Source organism: Bacillus cereus group sp. MYBKT14-1 (genome assembly GCF_051915185.1).
Taxonomy (GTDB): Bacteria; Bacillota; Bacilli; order Bacillales; family Bacillaceae_G; genus Bacillus_A; species Bacillus_A cereus.
The window spans coordinates 76,208-100,539 of record NZ_JBQAEF010000006.1; the positions used below are offsets into that span (position 1 = coordinate 76,208).

A 24,332-nucleotide genomic window follows, 5' to 3' on the forward strand; every position below is an offset into this window, starting at 1 on the left:
AACTGTCTTTTTACTGAATCCAATTTAATTATTTTGAAAATCTAGCGTACCCCAAGAAATGCTTCTGAGTGTATGGACTGTTTATCTTACTTTTAATTACACCTGTTGTCGTATCCGCTGCATGGATATATTCGCCATTTCCTAAATATATTCCTAAATGAGAAGGACCCGCTTTATATGTATTCTGTAAGAATACTAAATCTCCTGGTTGAGGATCACTTATTTTTGTAACCATTCCCCAGTATCCTGCAACACTTGTTCTCATAATGTTATATCCATTATTTTTAAATACGTAATAAATAAAGCCACTACAATCAAATCCATTTGGTCCTGTCCCAGCTTCAACATACGGCTTTCCAAGTTGTTTTAAAGCTAAATCAATTACTCCAGAAGAACCAGAATCTGTTTGGTTTAGGTTCATCCACTTGTCGCCTTCCCATGTTTTAATCTTCAACCATCCACTAGTTGTCCCATCCACAACTCTAAAATTCTGCGGACTATATAATGCTCCAGCGTTTGCTTTTCCTGAACTAAATGAAGGTTCATTATACGCATAGAAAGATTTATTTATAAACCTTTCTTCTCCATCTAGATTCATCCATTTCTCGCCTTCCCATGTTTTAACCTTTAACCATCCACTAGTTGTCCCATCCACAACTCTAAAGTTCTGTGGACTATATAATGCTCCAGCGTTTGCTTTTGCTGCATTAAATGAAGCTTCGTTATACGCATAGAATGATTTGTTTATGAATTTTTCTTCTCCATCTGGATTGATCCACTTATAACCTTCATAAGTACTTACTTTCATCCAGCCATTTTCTTTTTTTTCTACTACTCCCCAATTTTGTGGGTTAAATGGTGCTCCATAATTTGCTTTCTTTGCATTAAATGAAGGCTCATTATATGCATAAATCGTTTTGTTGACGGTAATTTGTTCAGCCGCAGGATTCATCCATTTTTCGCCTTCCCACGTCTTAAATTTAAGCCAACCATCTGTTGTTCCATCTACTATTCTAAATGTTTGTCGCCCGTACTTCGCTCCAGCATTCGCAACCTTTGATGAGAGAGAAGGTTCATCATATCCATAGAAATCTCCCATAACACGTTCTTCCCCATTTAAGTTAATCCAAACTGGACCTTCCCATGTTTCAATCTTCCACCAGCCATTATCTCTTTTTTCCACGACTCCTACATTTTGAGCACCATACTCTGATCCGCCATTTGTTTTAGCTGAATTAAAAGATGGCTCCTTATACCCATAGAATGATTGATTCACAGATTCTGAACTACTAGCAGCGTGAGTTACTATACCAAATGTAGAAATAGATAAAATGAGAATTAATAGCAATGATACGCCTTTTTTAAACATATAAACTTTTCACCTCTTCCTTTTTTTAACAGTATATTACCATAAGTACATTAACATAAATTTCTTTATTTATCTATAATTTACCATATTAATTGGTAAACAATTTAGATTATTATATTTCTTTTAAACCCTCTCTATTCAAGGCATAATTGGGTTCAATGTAATATGAGATACAAGATATGCAATATTGCATATCTTTTATTTTTTATATTAAATTATTAATCTATTCCTTTTTTATACAACAGTATCTAATTTTTGCTAGTTTCTCTTCTTTTTTAAATAACTATTTTGTTCACTTTTTTGATACATTTACGAAACATTTCTCTGTTATCTTCATTAAGTTCTTTTCTTTTTATAATTTCGTGCGAGATATACCAACACAGGAAGCCCTAGCCCCCCTAATCCTAGGGCTTCTTTTTTAATAAAGATTTTATGCATTTTATTATTCCCACCAACTTTCTAAATTTTATATTCAATATATAATCACATTTACTTTATAATATATTAATGGAACGTCACGTGTTTCAAATACAACATTTTTTGATGACCTTTAATACATAAAATGTTGTTATCAAGTCGGGGTAAAGCACCTTTGGGTGTCTTTTCTTTTGTACATTATATTCATTAGGGCTCATTTATTTTTTACAAACCCCACCCTTTTGCTTCCGACGGTGATGAGGAGTGGTTTTTTTGTTATCTTTTTCTAAAATTTGTTTCCTAAAAACATACGCAGAAACTTTACGTACAATGGTTTTCACAAATTCTTTTAGAAGTTCAAACAAAACTCCATTAAAGATAGTTTTATTAATTTTTTCACCACTAGCCGTAAAAATATCCTATAATCTATATATGACAAATCAATGTATTAGGAGTAGATAAAATGCCAGTTACACTCGAACTTATTCTTTTTATTCTTATAGCAATTAGTGCTGTTGGCTATTTAATAAAAGAATTTCAAAAAACTAGGAAACGAACACTTGGAATTTCACTAGAATTTTTAGTTCTTTTCTGGTCAATATGGAGAATATCAACTCTCATAATCTAATTTATAAAACATGAATTCCTTCGAATGAAGTGAAACTTTAATCAGTGGGAGTTTTATTTATCCCCCACTAATTATGAGTTAAACCAATCGGGCTTTTACGGGATAAATTTACCAGTATTTTTACCACAGCATTCATGTTAAAATCCCTTGTGAGTACGACATAACTCGACCTTATGAAGCTCCGCAGCTTTTATCGCGGAGCTTTTTTTATTTAAAATAACTATTTTGTTCACTTTTTCGATACATTTACGAAACATTCATATGTTACGTTATATAAGTCCTTTTTTAAATCATATTCATTCTAGCAAAAAGTCCTAGTCCCCCTAGGACTTTTTGCATTCAAATAATGAGTTGTCTTTTTTCTCAATAACCGAAACTATTTAACGTGGTAAAATAATAATTGGACTGGCATCCAATACCATATTACAATGGAGCAAATCGCAAGAAGGCACCTTAGGGTGTCTTTTTTATAGAGAATCAGTTTAAAAACTAAAAATAAAAGAACCTCAATAAATGAGGTTCAAAAAATCTACTATTTTAAATTACCTTCGTAAAAAGCAACTCCATGTTGAACATGTTTTAAATACCACGTAATCGTCCCGCCACAAACATTTTCATTAAAACTATTAGCATATACTCCATTTGAGTAATAAAGAGTTCTTTTGAATTTACCATTAGAATACTCATAAGGAATGGAGCAGGCTGCTTGCTTCGGAGAGCTCACAGCTTTTTGTGTATCAGCTGAAGCTGCACCCATTCCTCCTGTTAATGCAATACCTGTTGCTAACGCTCCTACTACTAATTTCTTGAACATAATAAATCCCCCTTTAATAGTTTTTATAGATTACAACTTAAATGTATCACTTTTGTAATTTATGTAAATATATTGAATATGCAGAAATATTTATTTAATTATTAGTAATATTAGGATTTTATTTTATCAAATGGAAAATAGAGGAATTAGAGAAGCATGTGAAAATACAGATTGGTTCATATTAAACGAATGTGGTCCAAGTCGGCGTAAGGCACCTTAGGATGTCTTTTTTGTACATAAAAAAATCTCACCATTTTATCGAAACGATAAGCCCTTTAAAACAATAATTGCAACTATATTAATTTTACATTACATTAAGGTTAGAGAATGTTCTTATATTAATAAAGTGCTAAATAGTAGGTGGCAAAATGGAATTTAACGATTTGGGTATTACCATTAAAGAACTTAGAATTAAAAAAAATATATCACAATCCGAATTATGTTATGGAATATGTTCACAAAGTCAAATTAGCAAGATTGAAAAAGGTATGATTTATCCATCTAGTATATTGTTATATCAATTATCAGAAAGACTTGGTATTGATCCAAATAACATATTTGCACTAACTCAAAACAAAAGATTAAAATATGTAGAAAATGTAAAATACGTAATAAAAGATTGCTTAAAACAAAAACAATATAAAGAACTTTATGAAATAGTAAAAAAAGAGAAAAACTTAAATAATTTTCAAACAAAAGATGAGAAACAATTTCTAATATGGCATGAAGCAATTGCTATATTTATGGTGGATAAATCAATAAAAACTGCTTTAGATTTTTTAAATAATGCATTAAAACTGACTTTAACTAATTCTGATTTTTTATCAGAAAGAGAAATAGATATTATGCAAACAATGGCTATATTTTATGCGGAAAATAAAGAATATGAAAAAAGTATTAATATATTCAAAAAATGTTTAACTAATTTTAATAAGCTAGATTTTCCTAGAGATAAAGAAATTAAATTAAAACTCATGTTAAATTTAGCAAAATGTTTCGACTTCACATATCAATATGAAGAGGCAATAAAGTACATTGATAAAGGTATTAAATTAGCAATTAATCTAAATACTTTATACCTACTAGGTGAACTATTCTATTTAAAAGGTCAGTGTTTATTAAAAATGAAACAACATAATGTAGAAGAGGTTATTTATAACTGGAAAAAAGCATTATTTATATTTGAACTAACAGAAAAAGAATATTATACAAAAATGCTACCAGATGAACTTATTGAAATACAAAATAAAAAACACTCATAATTTCGTAAAAACTACTTACAAAACCCACAGAAAAAATCCCTACAGCTTTTAAACTTAGATCGATAATATTAAAATTAATTTAAGTCGGCGAAAGGCACCTTTAGATGTCTTTTCTTTATTTTTACAAGGACCTGCTCAATTAATTCTTAAAAACATACTGAGAAGCATTGTTTTATTTATCTCATTTTCATTCATGCTATATATAAAATTCTTTAATAAATCCACCTCAAACATACTTATATGCATAGGAGTATGTTTGAGGTGGAACTTCTTCAAATACTAGTTCCTTTTATAAACCGTTTTTTGATGTAGATGACATTATTCTCAATACAATAGAATGAATTATGGGGACATATTTAGCAATATATATCAAAAAACATATTAAAAAAACCCTTCACCTTAAGGTAGAAGGGATCTTCTAATTTCTATTTCAAACTACCCGAAATCTCCGTAAAGGTACCCCAAGCGCATGTGCACCTGCATCTGGATATCCTAAACTTCTTTCACCAACTACCGCTCCTCTGCCGAATGATCTTTCAACGATAGATTATATGCCTTGAAGTGCTGTTTGCAACATTTCAATTCAGATATACGACAGTAAAGAATACATTATCACAGTGTCAGCAAGCAAAAGTGTATTCTGCATTTCTGAAAACAGTAGATGGCAGATTATGACCTACTGAATCTGCTAAGAAAGAATATACAAGAACATCCTTAACATCCTCTCTATTTCCACTAATGATGACATCAAGGAAATCTTCTACTTGGAATTCTGGAGTAAACAACACAATCTTAGTTGTTCTGTTTGGTTCTAAAGAAACAAAAGTACGAGAGATTTCAACTAATTCATTTTGAGTTGGGAAAAAGGTGTTTCGACTTCTCTTAACAGTTACCGTTACATTACTAGTATGGCAGCGTGAATCATTGTTTAGCATAATGTTGAGAGCAGTTGGAATAATCCCATTTTCAGAAACTGGAACTCGAAACACTCCAGTAGATTTATGAGCCATATAATCACATCCTTTCAAAATAAAATATATTTACAATATATTAAATGCAAAAAATGTTCATTTTGATAGGGACAAATTATATGATTAATATATCTATAATAACCCTCGGTATTACTAAGCCAATGTTTTAAAAGATTAACAAATAATTACCTCTGCAAATTTAGAAAATATCTATACTTTTTACAAACATTATTACAATTAGATAAACCAAAGCAATATCCCATTAACAAAGGGACTCCATAATTGGAGTCCCTTTGTTAATTAGCTATTAAAAATGATCAGCATGTGAGTATTGTATAATTTCTTCCTTTTTTAGAGCATGTTGTGTATCACCTGTATTGTTACTAAATGATAATGTTATCACTAATCCTAACGCCGCTAATATAAGCTTCTTCATTATTTTAACGCCCCTTTGCTTAGTAATTTTTTTTTCGCTTCGTAACATACATCGAAATAATCACTAACTTTTTCATGCTTATTCAATTTGCGAAAGCGAACCGCTAATACTTCTGCATATTCTTCTACGAAATCCCACAAATCCTGCTTTTCGAAGTAAGAAATACCTTTTTTCACTTCTTCTAAGAGTTCAATTGCTTCATCTTCATTAAGAGAACGTAAAATATTGAAATGATATACATACTCTTCATTTCCTAATTCTATACAAACTGCTAATCCTTTTTCAATAAGTTCTTTTGCAATAATTGTTTCTCTTAGCTTATAGTGTTCACGTGCTTGTAAGAACAATGCTTTAAAATGGGCAGGATTCTTCTCTGTCACTTCTGATAAATGACGAATCGCTAATGTAGATAAGTTTTGAGTTGCATATAATAATCCTAAATTATGCCTTACTACTAAAATCAATTTTTCTACATTATGTTTTTGCAAAAGGTCAATGGAACGATTCAAATGTTCTTCCGCTTTTTCAAATTGCTTTAAGAATATACAAGCTGTCCCTAATGTGTTTTCGCAAGAAGCAACTTTCACCTCATATCCAGCATACCTTTCAAAGATTTCTTTCGCTTTATTTGCGTATTCAATAGATATTAGCATACTAGACATATGATGATTTAACACCGCATATTTTTGATAAAACTCTGCATGCTCTAATTCGTCAGAAATATGTTCTAATAGGCTCTCAGCTTCTTCATATTGCCTTCTGGCTTCATTATAGTTACTAAACATTAAAGCATGTTCTGCTTTAAAAGAATGATAGTAATAAGCTGTGAGTGTATCTGTCGATTCATTAATTGTATCAATTGCTTCAAAACTATCTTTTCGAATACTCACTCGATCAGTTAGCATTCTATATTTTAGGTCTAGTAAAGAATAATATAATAATAAATTTTGATTTTCTTTTTCTTCTGCATGTTTAATCTGTTCAATTTTTTCATCTATTTCTTTCTTTAATTCCGTTGCTTTTATAATTTGCTGCGACAACATCATTTGATAAAAATCATTAAGTTGTTGCATAACTGCTTCATGCATTAAAATATTTGTGCTCATATCACTACGTCCTCCTCAACTACTTCTTTTCACCTAAATATTACCATTATTATGTATATTATATAATAGTTCAACCTGCAATTGTAAATTGATAAAAAATAACAGAATATTGCGAATTAATAGTGGAGATTAGCTGAGAAATGGTTACTGTAAAAAAATAAAAAACTTATGATATTGCTTGTATCATATTTGCTCTTATATATGATTCTGTTACAAAGTTTTCTAAGTTAATATAAACTCTAGAAAAAATGAATAAAGATCACCACAGCTGAGCTATCTTTAATCCGTACAATAATATAAACATTCTATTAATTCATATTATTAATAAAGAAATACTTAAATATTCCATTTTTTCTAAAAGTGTATTATACTGTAAATTGCCGAGGGAAATATTTTATTATTTTCTGGTAACTATTCAATTTGTTAGGTTGTTATTAGTATTACGGTAACGAAAACCTTATATTTCCCCTTGAAGATAAAGCATTAGCAGCAATTACATCGAGATATCATAATAATAATTATTTTCTTAACAATATCACGGGATTTTAATTCAGAAAATTCTAATTATTAACTGATATAAAGTGCTAAATAAAATATTTAGACAATTGAAGTCCAACAACGATTAGAAGATATATATATTAGAAAAGGAATTTTGGGAGATCTTATCCTATATAACTAATACATATAGCGTTGTATCTTTAAATCAATAAATTTTTCGATAAGCTAGTTAATAGATTATTGAATTTAATCTTTTGATAGAGTTAAAAAATCAACTTTATATTCTAATTGAGAAATTATTAGGTGGTGTCGGTAGTGTTTGAGTACCTTTTAGTTAAAGCTTTATTTACTATTTTCTTAATTATCCTAATCGTGTTAATCAGTGTAATATGGACTAATATAGAAAAAATTATGGACGAGACTGTATTTAAAAACGTTTCTGAAAAAACCAGATATGTAGTAACTATGATAATTGTTATGGTGGGAGAATTTGTTCTCATAGTCATTACTTCATTAAATTGGAAAGCTTCAATTATTGACACACTCTTTTTTGGTAGTATTATTTTGTTCTGCTGTATATGGCTAATACCTTATTTTGTTAATCAACAACAAAACGTCGCTAAAGTTATGGATAAGCATTTTAGTGGAGGGGTAGATTTAGGTGAAATTCAAGTTCATCGTGCGAAACTTTCTGCATTTAATTTAGGAAGTATTGTATTTTCTATAGTGGGAATTATTATACCTATTTGTTATTATTTTAAATACTTTTTATAACGGTTTATTGGTTCTGTTGGAAATTTTTTTAAAGATATAGTAATAGGTGAGATTACAGATATTTATGTAGAAACAACTTAGATGTATAAGACAATCCATTTGAGCGAAAACAGTAAAATACCCTAAAAAAAAGAGACCATATAAGGTCTCTTTTACTTGTATTAATTTAAAAATGATACTCATTTCCAAAACTTCTACCAGGACTTCTTTTTAGCTGCCGCTATTTCTTGTTGAGCCAATACGATAGTACGTTTTGCATCTTGGATTTCTCTTACCATTTCCATAAAGTTATCATCTCTTAATTCTAGCCTTTTTTCTATTCTTTCTTCACGTTCCTTACGATCTTTTATATCATTTTCAATTAATTTATTTCTTTGATCAATGCGATCACCTAATCTTTGTTCCATTTCTAATAATTTTACTTGCTGCACCTTATTAATCTCTTCTATTGTAAATATCCATTACCCTCTTTTTTTCCTTCTGGCTTATAATATTTTGCTTTTCCTTCTTTAATTAATCCATTCAACACATCACTATTTTTTAATCTATTTAATTTCATGTGTAGATTATCCAGCATAATCTCCCAACGATCACATGCTTCCCTCGGCGTCATAATTTCATCCAAAGTAAATAACATTCTCTCCATCTCCTATTTCTGTTATTTACAAGTTAAAATCCAGTTTTTTACAGGCTATTTTACAAAATTTTTACAGGGGATATGTTATATCGTGTCGAAGACTTAAATTATAACCATATCTTTTTACTTCTATACTTCCATTATCTAGGAACCCCCCCAGTATCCAAGACTAAATTTTACCCATACATCATTTTTTTGATGTAGCTCTTGAATATAAAAACTATTTAATTTTCAAGGAACAATTATTAACTTAAAACTTATTATACGAGGAGGGTGTATCATGAAAAAAATATGCTTTGTATTAATTGTCGACGCTGGTATAAATTATGGTTCAATATTTTCTCTACCATTTTTAAGGAATCAGGATGATTTGAAGGAATATTTTTCTAATTATTATGATGTTTCAATCAATTATATTAGGGATAAAAGCTCAATTGACTATTTGGTAGTTCCCAAACCGTGTCCACCTTTTGATAATGAAAATAATCTTCCAATAATTGAAGTACCAGCAATTTTATTTATGGAAAAGGATTTTGAAAAAATAAAGACTTATATAGACAATTACTTTTCTAATAACTCATAAAGAAAATAAAAGTACAGTAAAAAGAAGTCCGATAAAAAACGAGATTTATGTCTTTTTGTATTACCAAAATCGGTCGTTTTTGGTAATACAAAAAGACACATACTATTATTCTCGAAAACTACAGAAAAACCCCTCCACCTTAAGGCAGAGGGACTTTCCAATTACTATTTCAAACTACCCGCAATCTCCGTAAAGATAACTCCAAGCGCATGCGCACCTGCATCAGGATATCCTAAACTTCTTTCACCAACTGTACCGGCGCGGCCCATGCGAGCTACGATTTCTTTCGTATATTCTGCACCTTTAACTGCTGCTTCTGCACCTTTTTCAAAGGCAGTTTTCATATCTTCTTCGCTTGAAGCGCTAGCTAACCAAGAGTCTACACATGGAGCAAGTGCGTCAACAAGTGTTTTGTCACCAACTACCGCTCCTCTTCCGAATGATCTTTCACCAATCGATTGTATGCCTTGCAGTGCTGCTTGCAACATTTCAGCTAATTCTTTCACTGTTAACTCACGCTTCTCGCCTGCTGCTTTACTAGCTGCGCGGAATGCACCGCCCCAAATTGGACCTGAAGCTCCGCCGCAATGTTCCATAATAATCATGGAACAACCATCAAGGAATGATCCGATCGTTACGTTCTCTTGCTCCACGATAGAATGCCACTCACGTTTTAATTGCTTAAATCCTTTTGCCACACTCATTCCAAAGTCGCCGTCACCTGCATGTGTATCTAACTCACAGAACGGTACTTCATTTTTAATAATAATACCGCTCATTTTATCAACGAGATAAATTATGTTGTTTAATGTAATGACATTATCTTTAATCACAGCGTGCTCTTCCGCCGTTTCTAGTTCAAAGGAGACTTCCTTCTCTTCTGCCTCTTCAAGTACATTTACATACTCAACACTTTCAACTGGACCGTCTACTTTAAACGCTGGTGTATTACACTCTTTTGATAGTAATGTTTTTAGCTCATCATCTAATTTCATTACCGTTAAAGACATACCTGCCATATCGATACTCGTCATATAGTTGCCGACGAATACTCTATTAATTTTAATATTTCTAGCAGCTAATTCTCTCGTCACTGCGTTGTTAAATAAGTAAAGCTCTTGCAGTGGTGTTCCGCCAAAACCGTTAACTAGCAGTGCGATTTCCTCGCCGTCTTTTACTCCTAAATCTTTCATTAAATCATTTGTCATACGGTTAGCTAATTCATCAGCCGACAGCATTTTTTCACGCTTAATTCCTGGTTCGCCGTGAATACCTACGCCGTATTCCATTTCATCTTCCGCAAGTGTGAAAGTAGGTGATCCGCTCGCTGGAACTGTACAAGACGTTAACGCTAAACCGATTGTGCGCACATTAGCAGCTGCTTTTTCCGCTACAGCTTTCACCGCTCCTAAATCCATACCTGCTTCCGCTGCTGCACCGGCAATTTTATGAACTAAAATAACGCCCGCAACGCCGCGGCGTCCTACTGTATACAAACTATCTTCTACCGCAATATCATCGTCTACTTTTACATAGTCGACTTCAATTCCATCTTCCGTCGCTAAATGCGCTCCGTTTTTGAAATTCATAATATCGCCGCTATAATTTTTAATAATTAATAACGTACCTTTTTTACTAGCTGTCTCTTTAATCGCTTGATACACCTGAATTTGTGAAGGAGAAGCAAACACATCTCCGCACACAGCCGCATCTAACATTCCTTTTCCGACTAATCCTGCATGCGCTGGCTCATGACCACTACCGCCGCCACTAATTAATGTTACTTTATTTTCGTTCATTTCTTTCTTCTTAATGACTTTATATTTTTTCAAAAGCTCAAGCTCTGGATGAGCCATAACCATTCCGTTGCACATTTCCATTACTAATGTTTCTGGTTTGTTTATAATCTTTTTCATTGTAGTTCTCCCTCAATTCCTTTAATATATTGTGATATATTTGAAATCTTCTTCTTACTATCCATGTTAAAATGAAAGCGTTTTATAGTAAACGGACAAAATGGACAATCTGTCTAAAGACACCGCTCTCATTTATAGATAGGATTTTTATATTACTAACATTCTAGGGATGATTCAGATGACCTCTTCTATAATTTCTAAAAAGATAATCGCGAATTCATTGAAGTATTTAATGGAAACAGAGTCGTTTCATAAAATATCAGTGAGCGATATTATGTTACACTGTCAAATGCGTAGGCAAACTTTTTATTATCATTTTAAAGATAAATTTGAACTATTAAGCTGGATTTATAGAGAAGAAACGAAAGAAAACATTATCGATTTTCTCGACTATGAAACATGGGAAAATATTTTCGATTTATTATTTGATTACTTTTATGAAAATCAAAAATTTTACCGAAATGCTTTCAAAGTCATTGAACAAAACTCGTTTAATCACTATTTATTTGAGCATACGAAAAACTTATATATGAAAATTATTGATGAACTATCTGTGAGCTGCGGATTCAGTCTTTCTGATGAGACAAAAAATACGATTGCCTCCTTTTATAGTCACGGCTTCGTTGGAACGATTAAAGATTGGATTGAAAGTAAGTGCGAAGTAGATCCTTCCATTATGTCTTCTCTCATGAAAAATATGATAAACAATCAATTACTACTATTACTGGAGCAATCAGCAAAGTAATTAAAGGGTGGCAAAAGCAATGAAAAAGATTATGAATGATGTACAAAATATCGTTCAAGATATGCTGCATGGCTTTTATTTTGAACATAACGACAAAGTAAATTACGACGAAACAAATAACATCATTTATGTAAAAGATATTGAAAAACTAAAGCAAAACGTCGCGATTATAAGCGGTGGTGGTAGTGGACACGAACCTGCTGATATTGGTTATGTAGGAAAAGGAATGCTTACAGCTGCAGTAAACGGCAGCATCTTCACTCCGCCTACAGTAGAACAAATCGTAATGGCAACTCGCCTCATGCCAAAAGATAAAAGTATACTATTCATCATCAAAAACTTTAAAGATGACGTAGAAAACTTTCTAGCAGCGAAGCAAATTGCGAAAGAAGAAGGAAGAGAAGTTGACCATATCATCGTAAATGACGATGTTTCAATTGAAGATGATGCTTCTTTTAATAAAAGAAGACGCGGCGTAGCGGGTACTGTTTTCGTTCAAAAAATATTAGGCGCGGCCGCTCTTGAAGGGCATTCTTTAGAAGAACTGACTGCACTTGGCCGTTCTATCACTGAAAACTTACACACATTAGGAGTCGCCCTTTCACCTGCCAACGATCCAGTGAAAGGAAAAGCTTCATTCACATTAAACGAAGATGAAGTGTTTTATGGCGTCGGCATTCACGGAGAAAAAGGTTACCGTAAAGAAGCACTATCCTCTTCTGAAATATTAGCGATCGAACTAATGAACAAACTAAAAAGCATTTATCGCTGGAGAAAAGGAGACAACTTCGCTATCCTCATTAATGGACTCGGCGCAACTCCATTAATGGAACAATACATTTTCGCAAACGACATTCGCCGTTTGTGTGAGCTGGAAGGATTACAGATTACATTCGTAAAGGTCGGTACACTGTTAACTTCTTTAGATATGAAAGGTGTTTCACTTAGCTTGCTTAAGGTAGAGGATTTGGATTGGGTGAAGTGGTTGAAGGTGGATGTTGAAGTGGGTAGTTGGTAATAGAAAAGGCTAACTTTTTGTTAGTTAAACGATTACATGCGGATAATATGATTAGCATACCATCTACCGGAATTAATACTATTGAAGACATAGCAAGTAGGTTTATTCCATTTTGTACTGTTCCTGATTCGAATTTACCTATTACAAAATGTAGCGTTAATCGCTGTATCGATCAATCTGGTATGGATTCTACTCAGCTTTAATTTTATTCCTCATTTGGATGGAACTGCAGAAAAAAATTGAACGTTAATATTAAAAGATTACATTTTAAGTCCACTTATAAAAATAGCTGAACTTTTTTATAGAGAAAGACACCCTAGGGTGTCTTTCTCTAAATTTAACATTTTTTACTATATACTAATCTCACACAATATCAATTTATTATTTTTTCTTACTCTTTTTATTTTCTAGAAAAATATCAATTGAGCGATATACACTAATAAAAAAATAATATAATGCAAGAATTGACAAAGTATCTTGTATACTCATATATTCTTTTTTACTAAATAAAATAGGAGATAGTGTAAAAACAATAAAAAAGACAATTGGATAAATTACAAAATAATAATTGAAATTTTGTCTCATAATATTAGACCTCCTATATTTATGATTCTATTCAAATTGTTTAATTCCTTTTCTTTTAAGCTCGTCTCCACAAGTTCCAACCTTATAAACAATTGTAGCACCAAGTGCAACTACATTTCCCCTTACTCCTAAGCTGATCAATTTCTTTGCAGCTTTTGTATATTGACCATTTTGAATCCACTGCACAAGAGTTGTAATAGTTGAAACAGATATAAACTCTTTATAAGAATTTGTGAGTTCTCTTTTCAAACAAGCATTATGCATACGAATCCATTGCTCTCTTTGTCTAAGAACTATATTTGACGCGTAGGCTACATCTGAAGGAATCTCTTCAGATATAGAGAATTCATCATTAAGAGATTGAGCTTGTTCTTTTAAAGCCTTGATTTCCGCCATTTCACCATATTTTTCTTCAATAAGATCAAAGTTCATAGCAATAATATTACCTTGTGAATCTTTTTTTGTAGCCTTTGTATCAATGAATTCAAGCACTTCGGCCAATTCTTTTACTTTTTGTGAATCTACATTATCCTCTGCTTGTACTAAATGACTCGTTCCTAAAACACTAAAAAACATTAAAAAACTTAGACATACTAAAAAATACTTTTTCACATTTACCCCTATATTACCATTTTTTTCTAACTATGTATAATAATATATCAAAATCCTTATTTTAGTCAATCGTTATTTTAAATTACATTTATGTAAAAAATACGATATAAATCTATTAATAATATTACCATTCATAAACTGAAAATAGAAAAATAAATTTCCAGTTTATGTGAATTATAAGGATCACATATGAAGTTCGTAAAAGTTGGTACGCTACTAACTTCTTTAGATATGAAGGGTGTTTCACTTAGTTTGCTTAAGGTGGAGGATTCTGATTGGGTGAAGTGGTTGAAAGAAAATACGGAAACTGCTAGTTGGTAATACAAATAAAAATAGGATGGCTTCAATTGGCCATCCTATTTTTGTACGTAATTCAGCTATTTAAAAATTTTCGTCCTCAATATTACAGCACATTCACATCAAAAATGTAAATCCTCATTTTCCTCGTATTTTCCTTTATTCAATCTTTGTCTTATAAATAATTCTGCGATAATTAAATTAGGTACCCACGCTAACCAAGCAATAACCGCGTAAATAAGTTCAAACTGCTCTATTCCAAATAGAACGATAAACAACGGTAGCCAAATTCTTAATGTAACTGCCGCAAAGGTTAAAGAGTAATTTCTGATCATCCAATTTCGATGGTCTTTCATTTTTTTATTCTTAACTCTATGTAATGCTTGATATGCTGATGTTAGCCAAAATACGGATAACAAACCGAAACCTAGCTTTGCCACCAATCCTCCCGTAGCATAAAAGGACAGGTACAGTCCAGAAAGGCCTCCTAATAATATACCAACCATATAGATTCTCCCAGCTATTCGATGACGGTTGATATTCCTTTCTCTAAATTTAGTCGATAATGTAAACGGACCAATTACTAATGCTACTATACTCGTTGTAATATGCGTAAATAACATACTATACCAGAACTCACTTAATTTAGATCCATACATAAGCTTCGCTTTTACAAGCCCTGTTTGAAATCCATCCATAATAAAATATTGGACAACGATATAACCAGATACTAAAAGAGCAAAACAAGTAAATAAAAACCAAATTTTCCTGTTCAAATTTCACTGCCTCCCTATTATATTCATGGAAATTAGATTATACGTTACTGTTCATTATTGCAAAAAATAGAAAATCCTTCTAGATAAATGAAATACCTCCGAAAAAGGAACATGCAATAGATTAAGATTTCAAAAATAATGAATATATATGTTATATTGTTAAAGGTACTGAAATGGGGATTTTTCTAATGGATATGTTGCAACAAGTAATAGATACATTTAAAATGAGCAAACTTTTTATATAATAAAAAAACCCCTCAAGTATATCATTCTATACTTGAGGGGTTACTCATCTATTCCTTTGCATCCCTCATACTGTAATACCCCAAATTAATAATAACCAAGAAATACCCACTCATAATTCCAGCAGCGAATGTCCACATGAATTCATGGTGTTCAATTTCATACATAATAATCGCGCCGAGTATTGCGGCTGCGAACCGATTTATCATTCCAAGCATCGGTGCTTTTTCTTTTTTTACAATGCTATCTCCGAACTTTTCAATACGCCTTCCTAAAATCCAGGCGCAGTACATACTTACTAAAAGGCCAATGCTTATCCCTACGAACTGGGCTGAAAAAGGTGTCACAAGCCATCCCAATAACATTACGCCTAGCAAACAATACATTTGTATGTTGAATGATCTTAATGCCATACGAATCATGTTATACTCCTTTATCTTTCTCATTGTAATCCCGTATCATCAATCCAATCTTCCAGGCTTCAAGCTTTCAGCTATATCTTTTTTAAAATGAGGGAATTTGATTTTGCTTACCATTAAATAAGCGAGTACGCATGTACCAAACGCCACGGAAACTGGATTCTTTAAAAAACATAAAATGAGGAGACACATTGCCGCGAATGGGATTGGCATGCCGATAAAGGTCGGGAGTTTGCTTTGCTGTGTGTTAAATCTTGCAAGCCGAAGCATGCCGCAAATACTGTAAGTGAGCGCGCATATCATCCCGATAGACTGCAAATCTTTTAACGAGGCACTATATGCAAGAATAGACGGTGCCACACCAAAAGTAACTAAATCTGCAAATGAGTCTAACTCTCCACCAATTTCCGAAACAGAATCAAGTTTCCGAGCGACCATACCATCTAAAAAGTCAAACAACATACCTGTAATAATAAAAACTGCTCCCAAATAAATATCGTGAACGAAAACAGCGTAAATAGCTAAAAGCCCACATACAAAATTTGCTATCGTAATCATATTTGGTATGAAACTCATAATACACTTCTCCTCCTTTCTACTAATTGCTTCATCTATGTTCTTACTCATTACAATCAAGATCTTTCTGTTTTTCTTCCAATATGACTTTATTTATTTTCGTTAACGTATCTGTCATTTGCTCTAGGGCGTTTATATCGATTTTAGAAAAATATTTCTCAATTAATACATCATCTAACTCCGACAACCGCTCTATATACTTACTACCGTTTGGACCAAGTGTAAGAAAATACTCCCGTTTATTATTAGGGTTTACTTGTTTTGAAATCATCTTCTGTTTCTCCAATTTAGATAAAACTTGGCTAACGGCACTTTTTGATATATTAAAAGTAGTCGCAATGTGATTTGCTGTCGTGTTTTCATTTAAATTAATATGAAATAGCATGCTCTCTTGCTGTCCTGTAAGACCGAACTCATCTTTTAACTCCTGGAATAGTAAAATGTAGAATTCATTATAAGCTCGGTTCATTTCATTAATTACTTCTTTATACGTTCTAGTCATAGCGTTATTCCTCCATGCTTTTATTTCGTTTTGTTTAATAGTTAAGTTTACTTAACTTAACTATATTATACCGTTATGTTCGTGTAAAGGGAAATATAACTCTACACTTTACTCACAATGATACAAAAAAGAAGACACTCTTCTAAAACAAGTTAAGTCCCTTCTTCCTCACCGCTTCCTTCATCCAAATACCCGATTAATCGTTCTGAATAATCAAAAAGAAAATCAATTAAATTCCATATAGACCCATTACTGGTTAAAATGTTATAATGAAATTACCCTACATAGTTACTCATAGCCAGACTGAGGAACTAGCGTCTTATTAAGTAATGCGCATAACTAAAATAAAAAAGACACTTTACGGTGTCTTTTTTATTTATATTCCTAGGAATCATCTCTTTTATAAACAGACTCTATCAAACAGTAAAGGAGACAAACAGATGGAACATCCTGTTGCAAGAGAATTACGTTTTATACGGGTATGTCTTATCATTTTGATTATTGTCATTGCATTCTGGGATCGTGAGAAAACTGTGGAAATTACTGATCACGGTAGCGATCCTATCTTAAACACCAGCAATATGACCCAAGTTGGTGAGAATACATTTGCATACAAAGACGAATCGAATCAAATTAAAATATTTAAGTTTAATCCAGATACAAATGAAATAAAATTAATAAAAGAGTTTTATGCTAACGAATATTAATTACATGAATTAAATAATTCAAATCTGTAGAAGGCACTTTAAAGTGTCTTTTCTTTATAAACTACAAAGTATGAGGACCCAAGCCATTACGACTAAGGCTTTTACTATATAAAAAATAAAACATAGTAAGAATAGAATACTCACTTAAATTATTTTTCACTTCACAAACTACATCCAAAAAGTTGGATAACTTCTTTTACTACTCATATTATTAATGAATAAAGCAATAACTACAATAACAACGGAGCCAATTAAAACTGGTGTTACTAAATAACTCCAACTATTTGCCCCTAAAATTACGATAATCGGATCGGCGCCTGCCGGAGGGTGCGTCGTTCTCGTTAACATCATAACGGCTATTGCCATCCCCACCGCTAAAGCAATTGTCCAATATTCATTCCCAAACAAATGATATATTGATAGACCAATGAAAGTTGAAATCAAATGTCCTCCAATAATATTACGCGGCTGAGATAATGGCGCATTCCAAACTCCAAACGCTAATACACAACTCGCACCAAATGGAGCCATTAATAATTCTGTAGAGGTTATGCTCGTTAAATATGTTAAGGTAAGAATTGTTAAAAATCCCCCTAGTAGTCCCGTTAAAGAGTCCTTTACATTTACTTGTAATGGGCTTCTTCCTTTCCCTTTCATTTTTGTAAAATATCGTACACTTATTGGTTGAGGATCTTTCTGCTTAGTTGCTGTTATATTATCCATCGTTCTCCTCCTTTATTTACCAACAATTATAACCCGGCATAACTAACCTGTAAATATTAATTTAAGAGGTTAGTTTTAAAATACAAAAAAAGAATCAACTGTTATAAGTTGATTCTCTAAACTTCCTCAAATTTTCGATCCTGAAATTTTGCTACCTTTTTCCGGTTCCCACATATTTTCATAGAACACCATTTTCGTTTTCCACTCTTATCTATAAATAATAAAACACAGTCAGGATTTGAACACCTTTTAAGGGAAATAAGCTTATTTTCTGCTATTAACGTTAAAGCGTCAAATGCAATTAACGATGCGAGTACATCCTCGATTTCTCCAACTGGGATAGATACTAGCTGCTGTTCAATGATTTTATATGTAAATGGTGCCTTCTCAATTTGTTTTTCTAAATACGTAATAAAATCATTAGAAATTTCTTGCTGATCAGCAATTGCCTCAAACTGTTTTCTCAATACTTCCCTTACCTCTAATATGCTAGATGTAACTTGATCCATTCGCTTCTGAATTCCTATAAGTGTTTTTTCATTCCAAAAAGGAAGATTAACCTTTATTACATGTAGCCATTCTAATACATCTTCGTTTGTTATTAATAAATCATAACGTTGTCCACGCCTAACTAGCTCTGTATTTACTAAATCTAATGAGAGATTTCCCGATATAAGCGGGAATTGTTTTGTTTCCTGCATGTACTCATCACCTTCTCTTTAAATAATCATATTCCAAATTAATACAGAAGTACAACTTTTTTATAAACTACAAAGTATGAAGATTAAGGCCTTTAGCCATAATTACGACTAAAGGCTTTTTGTATGTAAGTAAATGAAAAAGGAGCTAATTTTATGGAACATAATAAAAATGGAGTGCTTGCTTTAATTGTTTTATTTGTAGGACTAGCATTTTTTGTTATCGGTATGGTTTATCATTTATGGGGAACGGTTTAAAAATAAATAATAATTCATTTAAGAAAAAGTACTCGTATGAGTACTTTTTTAATGTCATATAAAAACATTCCAAACTTACTTACATGCATACAATTATCAAAGATAGTTATATAATTGAGAAGGTTTTAAATTATCAATCTATATTTATGTTGATTAGGAAAGGAGCTAAAAATGTTAGAAATCATTTTTGTTGCTGCATTACTTTTATCTAGTATCATTCCTATCTTTATCAAAAGAGGTTTGACGAAAAAAAATGGAGTCATTTTACTAATAAATTATACATTATTACTTGCCACCATCATTGTAATTGGTGCAAACTGGCGCATGATTCCCGCCTATTTCTTATTGTTCGTTTTAACATTACAAGTTTTTTTGAAACCAAAAACTACAGCCGTTTCTAAAAAGTTAGTGATGAAAGTTTTAAAAGGTTTAGGAATTATCGTAACTGCTATCGTAATGTTTACATTACCTTTACTTTTTCCAATCATAACACTCCCAGAGCCTACTGGAAAATATACAGTAGGCACGAAAGCTTTTCATTTAATTGATACAAATCGAAAAGAAACAACTGTACCAAATAATCATGGAAATCGTGAGTTAATGATACAAGTATACTATCCTGCTGCAAAAGGATCAGGGAATCCTTCTGCCTATTTTGAGAACATAAACGAACTGGGTGAACAATTGGCAGTAACAAACGGTGCTCCGTATATCGTAACGACACATTTAGGGCTGACAAAAACACATTCTTATCAAAATGCTAAGCCACTTCAAGCTAAAGAAAAATTCCCCCTCCTTTTATTCGGCCATGGGATGGGATTATATAGTCAACAAAATACATTCCAGTTAGAGGAATTAGCTAGTCAAGGCTATGTAGTAATCGCTCTTAATTTCACAGGATATGCAGCAACAACGATTTTCCCTAACGGAAACCGTGTAGACTCTATACCAATTGAAAATACACCTACGGCCTTAAATACCATAGTTCAAAAATGGGAACAGGATACTACTTTTGTTTTAAACGAAGTAATAAAAGGTAATTTCGATAAAAGTTTTAAAACGATTGCAGACTTAATTAACTATGACAAAATTGGAATGTTCGGTCACTCTTTTGGCGGAGCAACTGCCGCACAGATGCTAGTAAAGGATACGCGTATTAAAGCTGCAATTGATATGGATGGCGGATTGTTTGGCGACCCAATGCCTAAAGACGGTCCTCAGAAACCATTCATGTTGATGAATGCTGAGGCGACGATTCATTATATGAAAGAAGCGGAGAATCAAAAGACAACCGGAATCCAAAATGAATTATTGGAAATATCCTATTTAAGAAATAAAACGATTGAAAAACCGGGCGTGTACACAGTGGTAATTCCAAAAACAAACCATACCAGTTTTACAGATTTAGCAGCATTTTCACCTATTATTAATGAACCAGACGAAGATGTAGCCACAAATTATACACTCATTAATAAACTAGTAACTAGCTTCTTTGATCAAAATTTAAAAGGGATAAACGAAAATCATTTAGAAGAAATTCAGAAGCAATATCCTGAACTTCAGCTCATGAAACACTAATAATCATTCATTTCCCTAGTCATGTAACCCCTCACTACGCTTGAGGGGTTTCTACTTTAACACAATTATAAAAAAGGCCTCATTACTGGGGCTCTCAAAAAATAATACGAATAAATGAATTAAAACAAATAATAGATAACTAAAATAGGAGTCGACAATCGTTATTTTCTTCTTATTTCTAAAGCAATATGGATATATCTTCTTAACTTCATTTGGATTTTACAAGCAAAAGAAGACATCTTAATTGATGTCTTCTTTTTTTATAGTTTTATGAATTTTTTTGAGCAGCTGCTCTCCAATCACGAAAAGATGTTGGGCGTCCAGAAAAAGCTCTTTGCTTTGTAACAGATGGTTTTTCTTCAGGAGTCATTGTTTTTTCTTTAAGAGTCGCTGGTTTTTCTTTAAGCGTCACTGACTTTTCTTCAAGAATAGTCACAGCTGTTTGCATTTTCTCTAACTGTTCTTTCAACAATTGTTGTTCAATCTTTAAATCCGTAAGTAAACGTAAAATCATCTCAGAATTAGCCATAAGATCCTCCTTCCCCCAATACACAGAATAAAATACAATATGTAGAAGACAAAATTCCGGTGACAAAAATAAGATCGTCAACTCTTTTTAACTTCCAAAATCCTTTTATTTTTTTAAGGACCTGCTCCATTCACCCTTAAAAACATAAATTAAATTAAATCCATTAATAAATGGTCTTTATGGAAGGAGGAGTTAATATGGGCTATGGAGGTAGTTGTGGTGGAGGCTGTGGTTTCGGCGGCGGATTTGCCTTACTTGTTGTGCTCTTCATCTTATTAATCATCGTTGGCGCTAGCTGTTGGGGCGGCGGATTCGGCTGCTAAGGAGAGGCACTCTTGAGAGTGTCTTTTTTTGATATGTGGCTCATATACATATTGCTCATAATTTCCGTTCTGGGGATAGTATAATATTGGCTCAGCATGTCAGCTCCCCCCTAATTATTAGTTGGTTCAAATCGATATAATTCTTTTAAATATAGGTTAAAACTATATTTCTCAAGGAATAAAACAATTTAACATGGTAAAATAATAGTTGGATGGGAGTCCAATATATTATTAAAATTAAGATGGTTCAAGTCGAAGGAAGGCACCTTAGGGTGTCTTTTCTTTATGACTTCTATCATCAATAAAGGGTGATACAAACTATTACATATGTTTGTACCACCCTTTATTGATGCGTTTAGACTTCACAGTTGTTGAAGTTTTAGACTTCTCCCTTAGTGTACCCATATTATTAGAACATCCTGTAATCTGTAGACAAAATGTAGCTAATAAAAACAATATTAATAATTTCTTCAATAAATCCTCCTACATGCATAAAACACCATATGTTACAAAACAAACATAACATCAACCCTTTATAAAAACAATATAATCCTCGGTCCTTAAGCTATCTCTTAACATAGGAGTACCGCTACATATTCATCAAGCTAAGATTTTAAAATATCCTTTACTTAAGGAATTTGTAAGTATCAAGTAAGAAAAACGAGAGCTTTGTTTCGTATAATCAAAATATAAAGTGAAGGAAGAAAGATTATTTCTGGGATTAATATGCATGTGACAAGAGAAGAAAGCTACGTTTTTTTAGAATAATAATATGAGTATGTCCAAGTTTTGGAGATTGCTTGCAAATATTTTGAAGTTTTCGCACCAGAATTCTAATTACCATACCTGTTTTTTACCATCACATATTGGAGGTTAAAACATGAATAAAAAAAAGAAAATACAAAGATCAGTACTTACCTTTACCCTACTCTTTTCTTTAGGCGTTTCATCTTTCCCGCTTACAACAACTATTCACGCAGATACACGCGAGGAACAATCTGCTGAAAAGAAACTAATCTCTTTAACGGAGCGTACATCATTATTTTTTGAATATCTCCAGCAAGGTAAGTATGCAGAGGCACTACAGTTGACGTCTACTGCTTTTCAATCCAAGTTTACAGCAACCACATTACAAAACTGGTGGACACAAAGTGGCTGGAGCGGGATAAAAAGCATGGGAACCCCCGTGATAAAAGAACGAAACTTGGTCCATCAGACGGTAGAAATTCCAGCAGCTACCGAAGGAACTACCATACCGCTACTCCTTAAATTCACACCTGGCGGGAAAGTGGATGAAATTGGAGAAAGGCCACCCGAAGAATCTTATACCATCCCACATCCTAGCTATGATCAACCTGACTCCTATCAAGAACGTGAAATCGTCATTGGAAATTCTACCTATCCGTTACCAGCGACATTAACAGTTCCGAAGCATCAGCGTGGTGAAAAGGTACCCGTCGTTGTTCTTGTGCATGGTGCTGGCATCCATGATCGCGATGCTACCTATTTGGGAACAAAAATCTTACGAGACCTTGCGGTGGGCCTTTCATCCAATGGAATTGCAGTGTTGCGCTATGAAAAACGTACCTTAGAACATGCATTAAAGATGAGTGCAGAACCTGTTACATTAGACCGTGATACTACAGATGATGCCATATATGCAGCAAAGTCAGCAGCGCAGCAGGAAGGCATTGATCCAAATAATATTTTCATTCTCGGACATAGCCAAGGAGCTGGCACAATGCCGCGTATACTGAGCAAAGCGCCTTCCTCACTTGTTCGAGGAAGTATCTTACTCGCACCACCTGCACGCCCTTTGACTGACATTGCCATTGATCAGTATCAATACCTTGGGAAACCACAGGAAGAAATCGATGAACTAAAAAGACAGGCTGCTTTTATTCAGGACCCTACTTTCAATCCTGACCATCCTCCAGCTGGCTACAATTTTGGGTCACCTCATTTTATGTATGATGTTTCTAGGTGGCGTCCAGTTGAAGAGGCAAAATCACGAAAAGAGCCTTTACTCATTCTGCAAGGAGCACGTGATTATCAAGTAACAGTAAAAAATGAATATACAAAATGGCAAGAAGGGCTTGCAAACCGCAGGAATGTTCAGTTCAAAAAATACCCGAAATTGAATCATTTCTTCACGGAGGGTGACGGGGAATTAAGTCTTCCTAGTGAATACGAAATCCCTGCTAACGTTCCCGAATACGTCATCCAGGACATTATTACATGGGTTAACGAGACAAAAAAATAAGAAAACATCAAAAGCCTTCATGCAATTATCATTGCGTGAAGGCTTTTTGAAACTAGTGATTTAGAGATA

Annotated in this window: 25 protein-coding genes and 5 pseudogenes; 12 read left to right on the forward strand and 18 right to left on the reverse strand. The window is 32.8% G+C overall.

Translation table 11 applies throughout. From position 1 onward, the window contains the following. Positions 1–28: 28 nt before the first annotated feature. Together ACTFO4_RS16570 and ACTFO4_RS16575 are read right to left on the reverse strand one after the other, a co-directional pair. Complete coding sequence (locus tag ACTFO4_RS16570) at positions 29–1,369, reverse strand: C40 family peptidase (protein WP_326234748.1); 1,341 nt, start codon at positions 1,367–1,369, stop codon at positions 29–31. Between the two features lie 1,577 nt (positions 1,370–2,946). Further along, a complete protein-coding gene (locus ACTFO4_RS16575; protein ID WP_000473820.1) occupies positions 2,947–3,228 on the reverse strand; it encodes a hypothetical protein in 282 nt (93 codons plus the stop codon). A 368-nt stretch (positions 3,229–3,596) separates the two neighbouring features. On the opposite strand from ACTFO4_RS16575, the gene ACTFO4_RS16580 reads away from it, so the two are divergent. Further along, positions 3,597–4,490, forward strand: a complete 894-nt coding sequence (locus ACTFO4_RS16580) for a helix-turn-helix domain-containing protein (protein ID WP_242259536.1) — start codon at positions 3,597–3,599, stop codon at positions 4,488–4,490. A gap of 425 nt (positions 4,491–4,915) precedes the next feature. On the opposite strand, the pseudogene ACTFO4_RS16585 reads toward ACTFO4_RS16580, so the two are convergent. The 4 genes and pseudogenes from ACTFO4_RS16585 to ACTFO4_RS16600 all read right to left on the reverse strand — a co-directional run. Then, positions 4,916–5,016, reverse strand: a pseudogene (locus ACTFO4_RS16585) (DAK2 domain-containing protein); the annotation flags it as partial. A gap of 94 nt (positions 5,017–5,110) precedes the next feature. Further along, positions 5,111–5,500, reverse strand: coding sequence for a hypothetical protein (locus ACTFO4_RS16590; RefSeq protein WP_000940664.1), 390 nt, complete (start codon positions 5,498–5,500; stop codon positions 5,111–5,113). A 268-nt stretch (positions 5,501–5,768) separates the two neighbouring features. Beyond that, positions 5,769–5,897, reverse strand: coding sequence for a hypothetical protein (locus ACTFO4_RS16595; protein ID WP_000733501.1), 129 nt, complete (start codon positions 5,895–5,897; stop codon positions 5,769–5,771). Then, a complete protein-coding gene (locus tag ACTFO4_RS16600; RefSeq protein ID WP_440013999.1) occupies positions 5,897–7,003 on the reverse strand; it encodes a tetratricopeptide repeat protein in 1,107 nt (368 codons plus the stop codon). Before ACTFO4_RS16600 ends, ACTFO4_RS16595 begins: the two co-directional genes overlap by 1 nt. 604 nt (positions 7,004–7,607) lie before the next feature. Here ACTFO4_RS16600 and ACTFO4_RS16605 point away from each other — a divergent pair. Together ACTFO4_RS16605 and ACTFO4_RS16610 are read left to right on the forward strand one after the other, a co-directional pair. Next, a pseudogene (locus tag ACTFO4_RS16605) lies at positions 7,608–7,713 on the forward strand (BtrH N-terminal domain-containing protein); the annotation flags it as partial. Positions 7,714–7,816: 103 nt separating this feature from the next. Beyond that, positions 7,817–8,275: a hypothetical protein gene (locus tag ACTFO4_RS16610; protein WP_000464467.1), complete on the forward strand. Its 459-nt coding sequence runs from the start codon at positions 7,817–7,819 to the stop codon at positions 8,273–8,275. 194 nt (positions 8,276–8,469) lie between these two features. Here ACTFO4_RS16610 and ACTFO4_RS16615 read toward each other — a convergent pair. After that, positions 8,470–8,724 (reverse strand): annotated as a pseudogene (locus ACTFO4_RS16615) (DUF3967 domain-containing protein); the annotation flags it as partial. Next, positions 8,710–8,912, reverse strand: a pseudogene (locus ACTFO4_RS16620) (hypothetical protein); the annotation flags it as partial. The pseudogenes ACTFO4_RS16615 and ACTFO4_RS16620, both read right to left, overlap by 15 nt. Before the next feature lie 280 nt (positions 8,913–9,192). On the opposite strand from ACTFO4_RS16620, the gene ACTFO4_RS16625 reads away from it, so the two are divergent. Further along, on the forward strand, positions 9,193–9,495 hold the full coding sequence (locus ACTFO4_RS16625) for a hypothetical protein (protein WP_440013997.1): 303 nt from the start codon (positions 9,193–9,195) through the stop codon (positions 9,493–9,495). A gap of 164 nt (positions 9,496–9,659) precedes the next feature. Here the strand turns inward: ACTFO4_RS16625 and dhaK are convergent, their stop codons facing one another. Then, complete coding sequence (dhaK, locus tag ACTFO4_RS16630; RefSeq protein WP_016125599.1) at positions 9,660–11,411, reverse strand: dihydroxyacetone kinase subunit DhaK; 1,752 nt, start codon at positions 11,409–11,411, stop codon at positions 9,660–9,662. A 178-nt stretch (positions 11,412–11,589) separates the two neighbouring features. Here dhaK and dhaS point away from each other — a divergent pair, with 178 nt between their 5' ends. The 3 genes from dhaS to ACTFO4_RS16645 are packed head-to-tail and all read left to right on the forward strand — an operon-like array spanning position 11,590 to position 13,377. Then, on the forward strand, positions 11,590–12,156 hold the full coding sequence (dhaS, locus tag ACTFO4_RS16635; RefSeq protein WP_000204220.1) for a dihydroxyacetone kinase transcriptional activator DhaS: 567 nt from the start codon (positions 11,590–11,592) through the stop codon (positions 12,154–12,156). A gap of 19 nt (positions 12,157–12,175) precedes the next feature. Continuing rightward, complete coding sequence (gene dhaQ / locus ACTFO4_RS16640; protein ID WP_326234571.1) at positions 12,176–13,174, forward strand: DhaKLM operon coactivator DhaQ; 999 nt, start codon at positions 12,176–12,178, stop codon at positions 13,172–13,174. A 17-nt stretch (positions 13,175–13,191) separates the two neighbouring features. After that, positions 13,192–13,377 (forward strand): hypothetical protein, encoded by a 186-nt coding sequence (locus tag ACTFO4_RS16645; protein WP_326234570.1) that lies wholly within the window; start codon positions 13,192–13,194, stop codon positions 13,375–13,377. A 178-nt stretch (positions 13,378–13,555) separates the two neighbouring features. Here the strand turns inward: ACTFO4_RS16645 and ACTFO4_RS16650 are convergent, their stop codons facing one another. Together ACTFO4_RS16650 and ACTFO4_RS16655 are read right to left on the reverse strand one after the other, a co-directional pair. Further along, positions 13,556–13,759, reverse strand: coding sequence for a hypothetical protein (locus ACTFO4_RS16650; protein ID WP_326234569.1), 204 nt, complete (start codon positions 13,757–13,759; stop codon positions 13,556–13,558). 27 nt (positions 13,760–13,786) lie between these two features. After that, positions 13,787–14,371, reverse strand: a complete 585-nt coding sequence (locus ACTFO4_RS16655) for a hypothetical protein (RefSeq protein WP_326262558.1) — start codon at positions 14,369–14,371, stop codon at positions 13,787–13,789. Between the two features lie 156 nt (positions 14,372–14,527). On the opposite strand from ACTFO4_RS16655, the pseudogene ACTFO4_RS16660 reads away from it, so the two are divergent. Continuing rightward, positions 14,528–14,692 (forward strand): annotated as a pseudogene (locus ACTFO4_RS16660) (DhaKLM operon coactivator DhaQ); the annotation flags it as partial. Between the two features lie 98 nt (positions 14,693–14,790). Here the strand turns inward: ACTFO4_RS16660 and ACTFO4_RS16665 are convergent. The 4 genes from ACTFO4_RS16665 to ACTFO4_RS16680 form a co-directional block, all read right to left on the reverse strand. Beyond that, positions 14,791–15,444 carry a DUF2306 domain-containing protein gene (locus ACTFO4_RS16665; RefSeq protein WP_071716638.1) on the reverse strand — a complete coding sequence of 218 codons (654 nt, stop codon included), beginning with the start codon at positions 15,442–15,444 and terminating at the stop codon, positions 14,791–14,793. A 293-nt stretch (positions 15,445–15,737) separates the two neighbouring features. After that, positions 15,738–16,109: an ATP synthase subunit I gene (locus ACTFO4_RS16670; protein WP_326234567.1), complete on the reverse strand. Its 372-nt coding sequence runs from the start codon at positions 16,107–16,109 to the stop codon at positions 15,738–15,740. 39 nt (positions 16,110–16,148) lie between these two features. After that, positions 16,149–16,682 (reverse strand): CDP-diacylglycerol--serine O-phosphatidyltransferase, encoded by a 534-nt coding sequence (gene pssA, locus ACTFO4_RS16675; protein WP_000008338.1) that lies wholly within the window; start codon positions 16,680–16,682, stop codon positions 16,149–16,151. Positions 16,683–16,725: 43 nt separating this feature from the next. Next, on the reverse strand, positions 16,726–17,184 hold the full coding sequence (locus ACTFO4_RS16680) for a MarR family winged helix-turn-helix transcriptional regulator (protein ID WP_000198939.1): 459 nt from the start codon (positions 17,182–17,184) through the stop codon (positions 16,726–16,728). A gap of 440 nt (positions 17,185–17,624) precedes the next feature. Here ACTFO4_RS16680 and ACTFO4_RS16685 point away from each other — a divergent pair, with 440 nt between their 5' ends. After that, positions 17,625–17,891, forward strand: coding sequence for a YmzC family protein (locus tag ACTFO4_RS16685; RefSeq protein ID WP_000400965.1), 267 nt, complete (start codon positions 17,625–17,627; stop codon positions 17,889–17,891). Positions 17,892–18,059: 168 nt separating this feature from the next. Here the strand turns inward: ACTFO4_RS16685 and ACTFO4_RS16690 are convergent, their stop codons facing one another. Both ACTFO4_RS16690 and ACTFO4_RS16695 read right to left on the reverse strand, forming a co-directional pair. After that, positions 18,060–18,614, reverse strand: a complete 555-nt coding sequence (locus ACTFO4_RS16690) for an HPP family protein (RefSeq protein WP_000368844.1) — start codon at positions 18,612–18,614, stop codon at positions 18,060–18,062. Between the two features lie 116 nt (positions 18,615–18,730). After that, on the reverse strand, positions 18,731–19,315 hold the full coding sequence (locus ACTFO4_RS16695) for a CGNR zinc finger domain-containing protein (protein WP_001158446.1): 585 nt from the start codon (positions 19,313–19,315) through the stop codon (positions 18,731–18,733). 426 nt (positions 19,316–19,741) lie between these two features. Between ACTFO4_RS16695 and ACTFO4_RS16700 the strand changes: the two genes are divergently transcribed. Beyond that, positions 19,742–21,148 (forward strand): alpha/beta hydrolase family protein, encoded by a 1,407-nt coding sequence (locus ACTFO4_RS16700; protein WP_098772071.1) that lies wholly within the window; start codon positions 19,742–19,744, stop codon positions 21,146–21,148. A 268-nt stretch (positions 21,149–21,416) separates the two neighbouring features. Here ACTFO4_RS16700 and ACTFO4_RS16705 read toward each other — a convergent pair whose 3' ends face one another. After that, the gene (locus tag ACTFO4_RS16705) at positions 21,417–21,677 is read right to left on the reverse strand and encodes a hypothetical protein (protein WP_000013691.1); all 261 of its coding nucleotides are present in this window, start codon (positions 21,675–21,677) and stop codon (positions 21,417–21,419) included. Positions 21,678–21,874: 197 nt separating this feature from the next. Between ACTFO4_RS16705 and ACTFO4_RS16710 the strand changes: the two genes are divergently transcribed. Together ACTFO4_RS16710 and ACTFO4_RS16715 are read left to right on the forward strand one after the other, a co-directional pair. After that, complete coding sequence (locus ACTFO4_RS16710) at positions 21,875–22,000, forward strand: YjcZ family sporulation protein (protein WP_000540377.1); 126 nt, start codon at positions 21,875–21,877, stop codon at positions 21,998–22,000. A gap of 880 nt (positions 22,001–22,880) precedes the next feature. Then, on the forward strand, positions 22,881–24,263 hold the full coding sequence (locus tag ACTFO4_RS16715) for an alpha/beta hydrolase (protein WP_103621592.1): 1,383 nt from the start codon (positions 22,881–22,883) through the stop codon (positions 24,261–24,263). Positions 24,264–24,332 lie beyond the last annotated feature (69 nt).

What these genes read in the sequence shown, in the direction of transcription:
- dhaS (WP_000204220.1), top strand. Translation starts at nt 11,590, where the DNA reads ATGACCTCTTCTATAATTTCTAAAAAGATAATCGCGAATTCATTGAAG.
- ACTFO4_RS16715 (WP_103621592.1), top strand. Translation starts at nt 22,881, where the DNA reads ATGAATAAAAAAAAGAAAATACAAAGATCAGTACTTACCTTTACCCTA.
- ACTFO4_RS16570 (WP_326234748.1), bottom strand. Translation starts at nt 1,369, where the DNA reads ATGTTTAAAAAAGGCGTATCATTGCTATTAATTCTCATTTTATCTATT.
- ACTFO4_RS16670 (WP_326234567.1), bottom strand. Translation starts at nt 16,109, where the DNA reads ATGATTCGTATGGCATTAAGATCATTCAACATACAAATGTATTGTTTG.
- ACTFO4_RS16680 (WP_000198939.1), bottom strand. Translation starts at nt 17,184, where the DNA reads ATGACTAGAACGTATAAAGAAGTAATTAATGAAATGAACCGAGCTTAT.
- ACTFO4_RS16695 (WP_001158446.1), bottom strand. Translation starts at nt 19,315, where the DNA reads ATGCAGGAAACAAAACAATTCCCGCTTATATCGGGAAATCTCTCATTA.
- pssA (WP_000008338.1), bottom strand. Translation starts at nt 16,682, where the DNA reads ATGAGTTTCATACCAAATATGATTACGATAGCAAATTTTGTATGTGGG.
- ACTFO4_RS16580 (WP_242259536.1), top strand. Translation starts at nt 3,597, where the DNA reads ATGGAATTTAACGATTTGGGTATTACCATTAAAGAACTTAGAATTAAA.
- ACTFO4_RS16700 (WP_098772071.1), top strand. Translation starts at nt 19,742, where the DNA reads ATGTTAGAAATCATTTTTGTTGCTGCATTACTTTTATCTAGTATCATT.
- ACTFO4_RS16650 (WP_326234569.1), bottom strand. Translation starts at nt 13,759, where the DNA reads ATGAGACAAAATTTCAATTATTATTTTGTAATTTATCCAATTGTCTTT.
- ACTFO4_RS16690 (WP_000368844.1), bottom strand. Translation starts at nt 18,614, where the DNA reads ATGGATAATATAACAGCAACTAAGCAGAAAGATCCTCAACCAATAAGT.
- ACTFO4_RS16600 (WP_440013999.1), bottom strand. Translation starts at nt 7,003, where the DNA reads ATGAGCACAAATATTTTAATGCATGAAGCAGTTATGCAACAACTTAAT.
- ACTFO4_RS16705 (WP_000013691.1), bottom strand. Translation starts at nt 21,677, where the DNA reads ATGGCTAATTCTGAGATGATTTTACGTTTACTTACGGATTTAAAGATT.
- ACTFO4_RS16710 (WP_000540377.1), top strand. Translation starts at nt 21,875, where the DNA reads ATGGGCTATGGAGGTAGTTGTGGTGGAGGCTGTGGTTTCGGCGGCGGA.
- ACTFO4_RS16685 (WP_000400965.1), top strand. Translation starts at nt 17,625, where the DNA reads ATGGAACATCCTGTTGCAAGAGAATTACGTTTTATACGGGTATGTCTT.
- dhaK (WP_016125599.1), bottom strand. Translation starts at nt 11,411, where the DNA reads ATGAAAAAGATTATAAACAAACCAGAAACATTAGTAATGGAAATGTGC.
- ACTFO4_RS16595 (WP_000733501.1), bottom strand. Translation starts at nt 5,897, where the DNA reads ATGAAGAAGCTTATATTAGCGGCGTTAGGATTAGTGATAACATTATCA.
- ACTFO4_RS16590 (WP_000940664.1), bottom strand. Translation starts at nt 5,500, where the DNA reads ATGGCTCATAAATCTACTGGAGTGTTTCGAGTTCCAGTTTCTGAAAAT.
- ACTFO4_RS16625 (WP_440013997.1), top strand. Translation starts at nt 9,193, where the DNA reads ATGAAAAAAATATGCTTTGTATTAATTGTCGACGCTGGTATAAATTAT.
- ACTFO4_RS16575 (WP_000473820.1), bottom strand. Translation starts at nt 3,228, where the DNA reads ATGTTCAAGAAATTAGTAGTAGGAGCGTTAGCAACAGGTATTGCATTA.
- dhaQ (WP_326234571.1), top strand. Translation starts at nt 12,176, where the DNA reads ATGAAAAAGATTATGAATGATGTACAAAATATCGTTCAAGATATGCTG.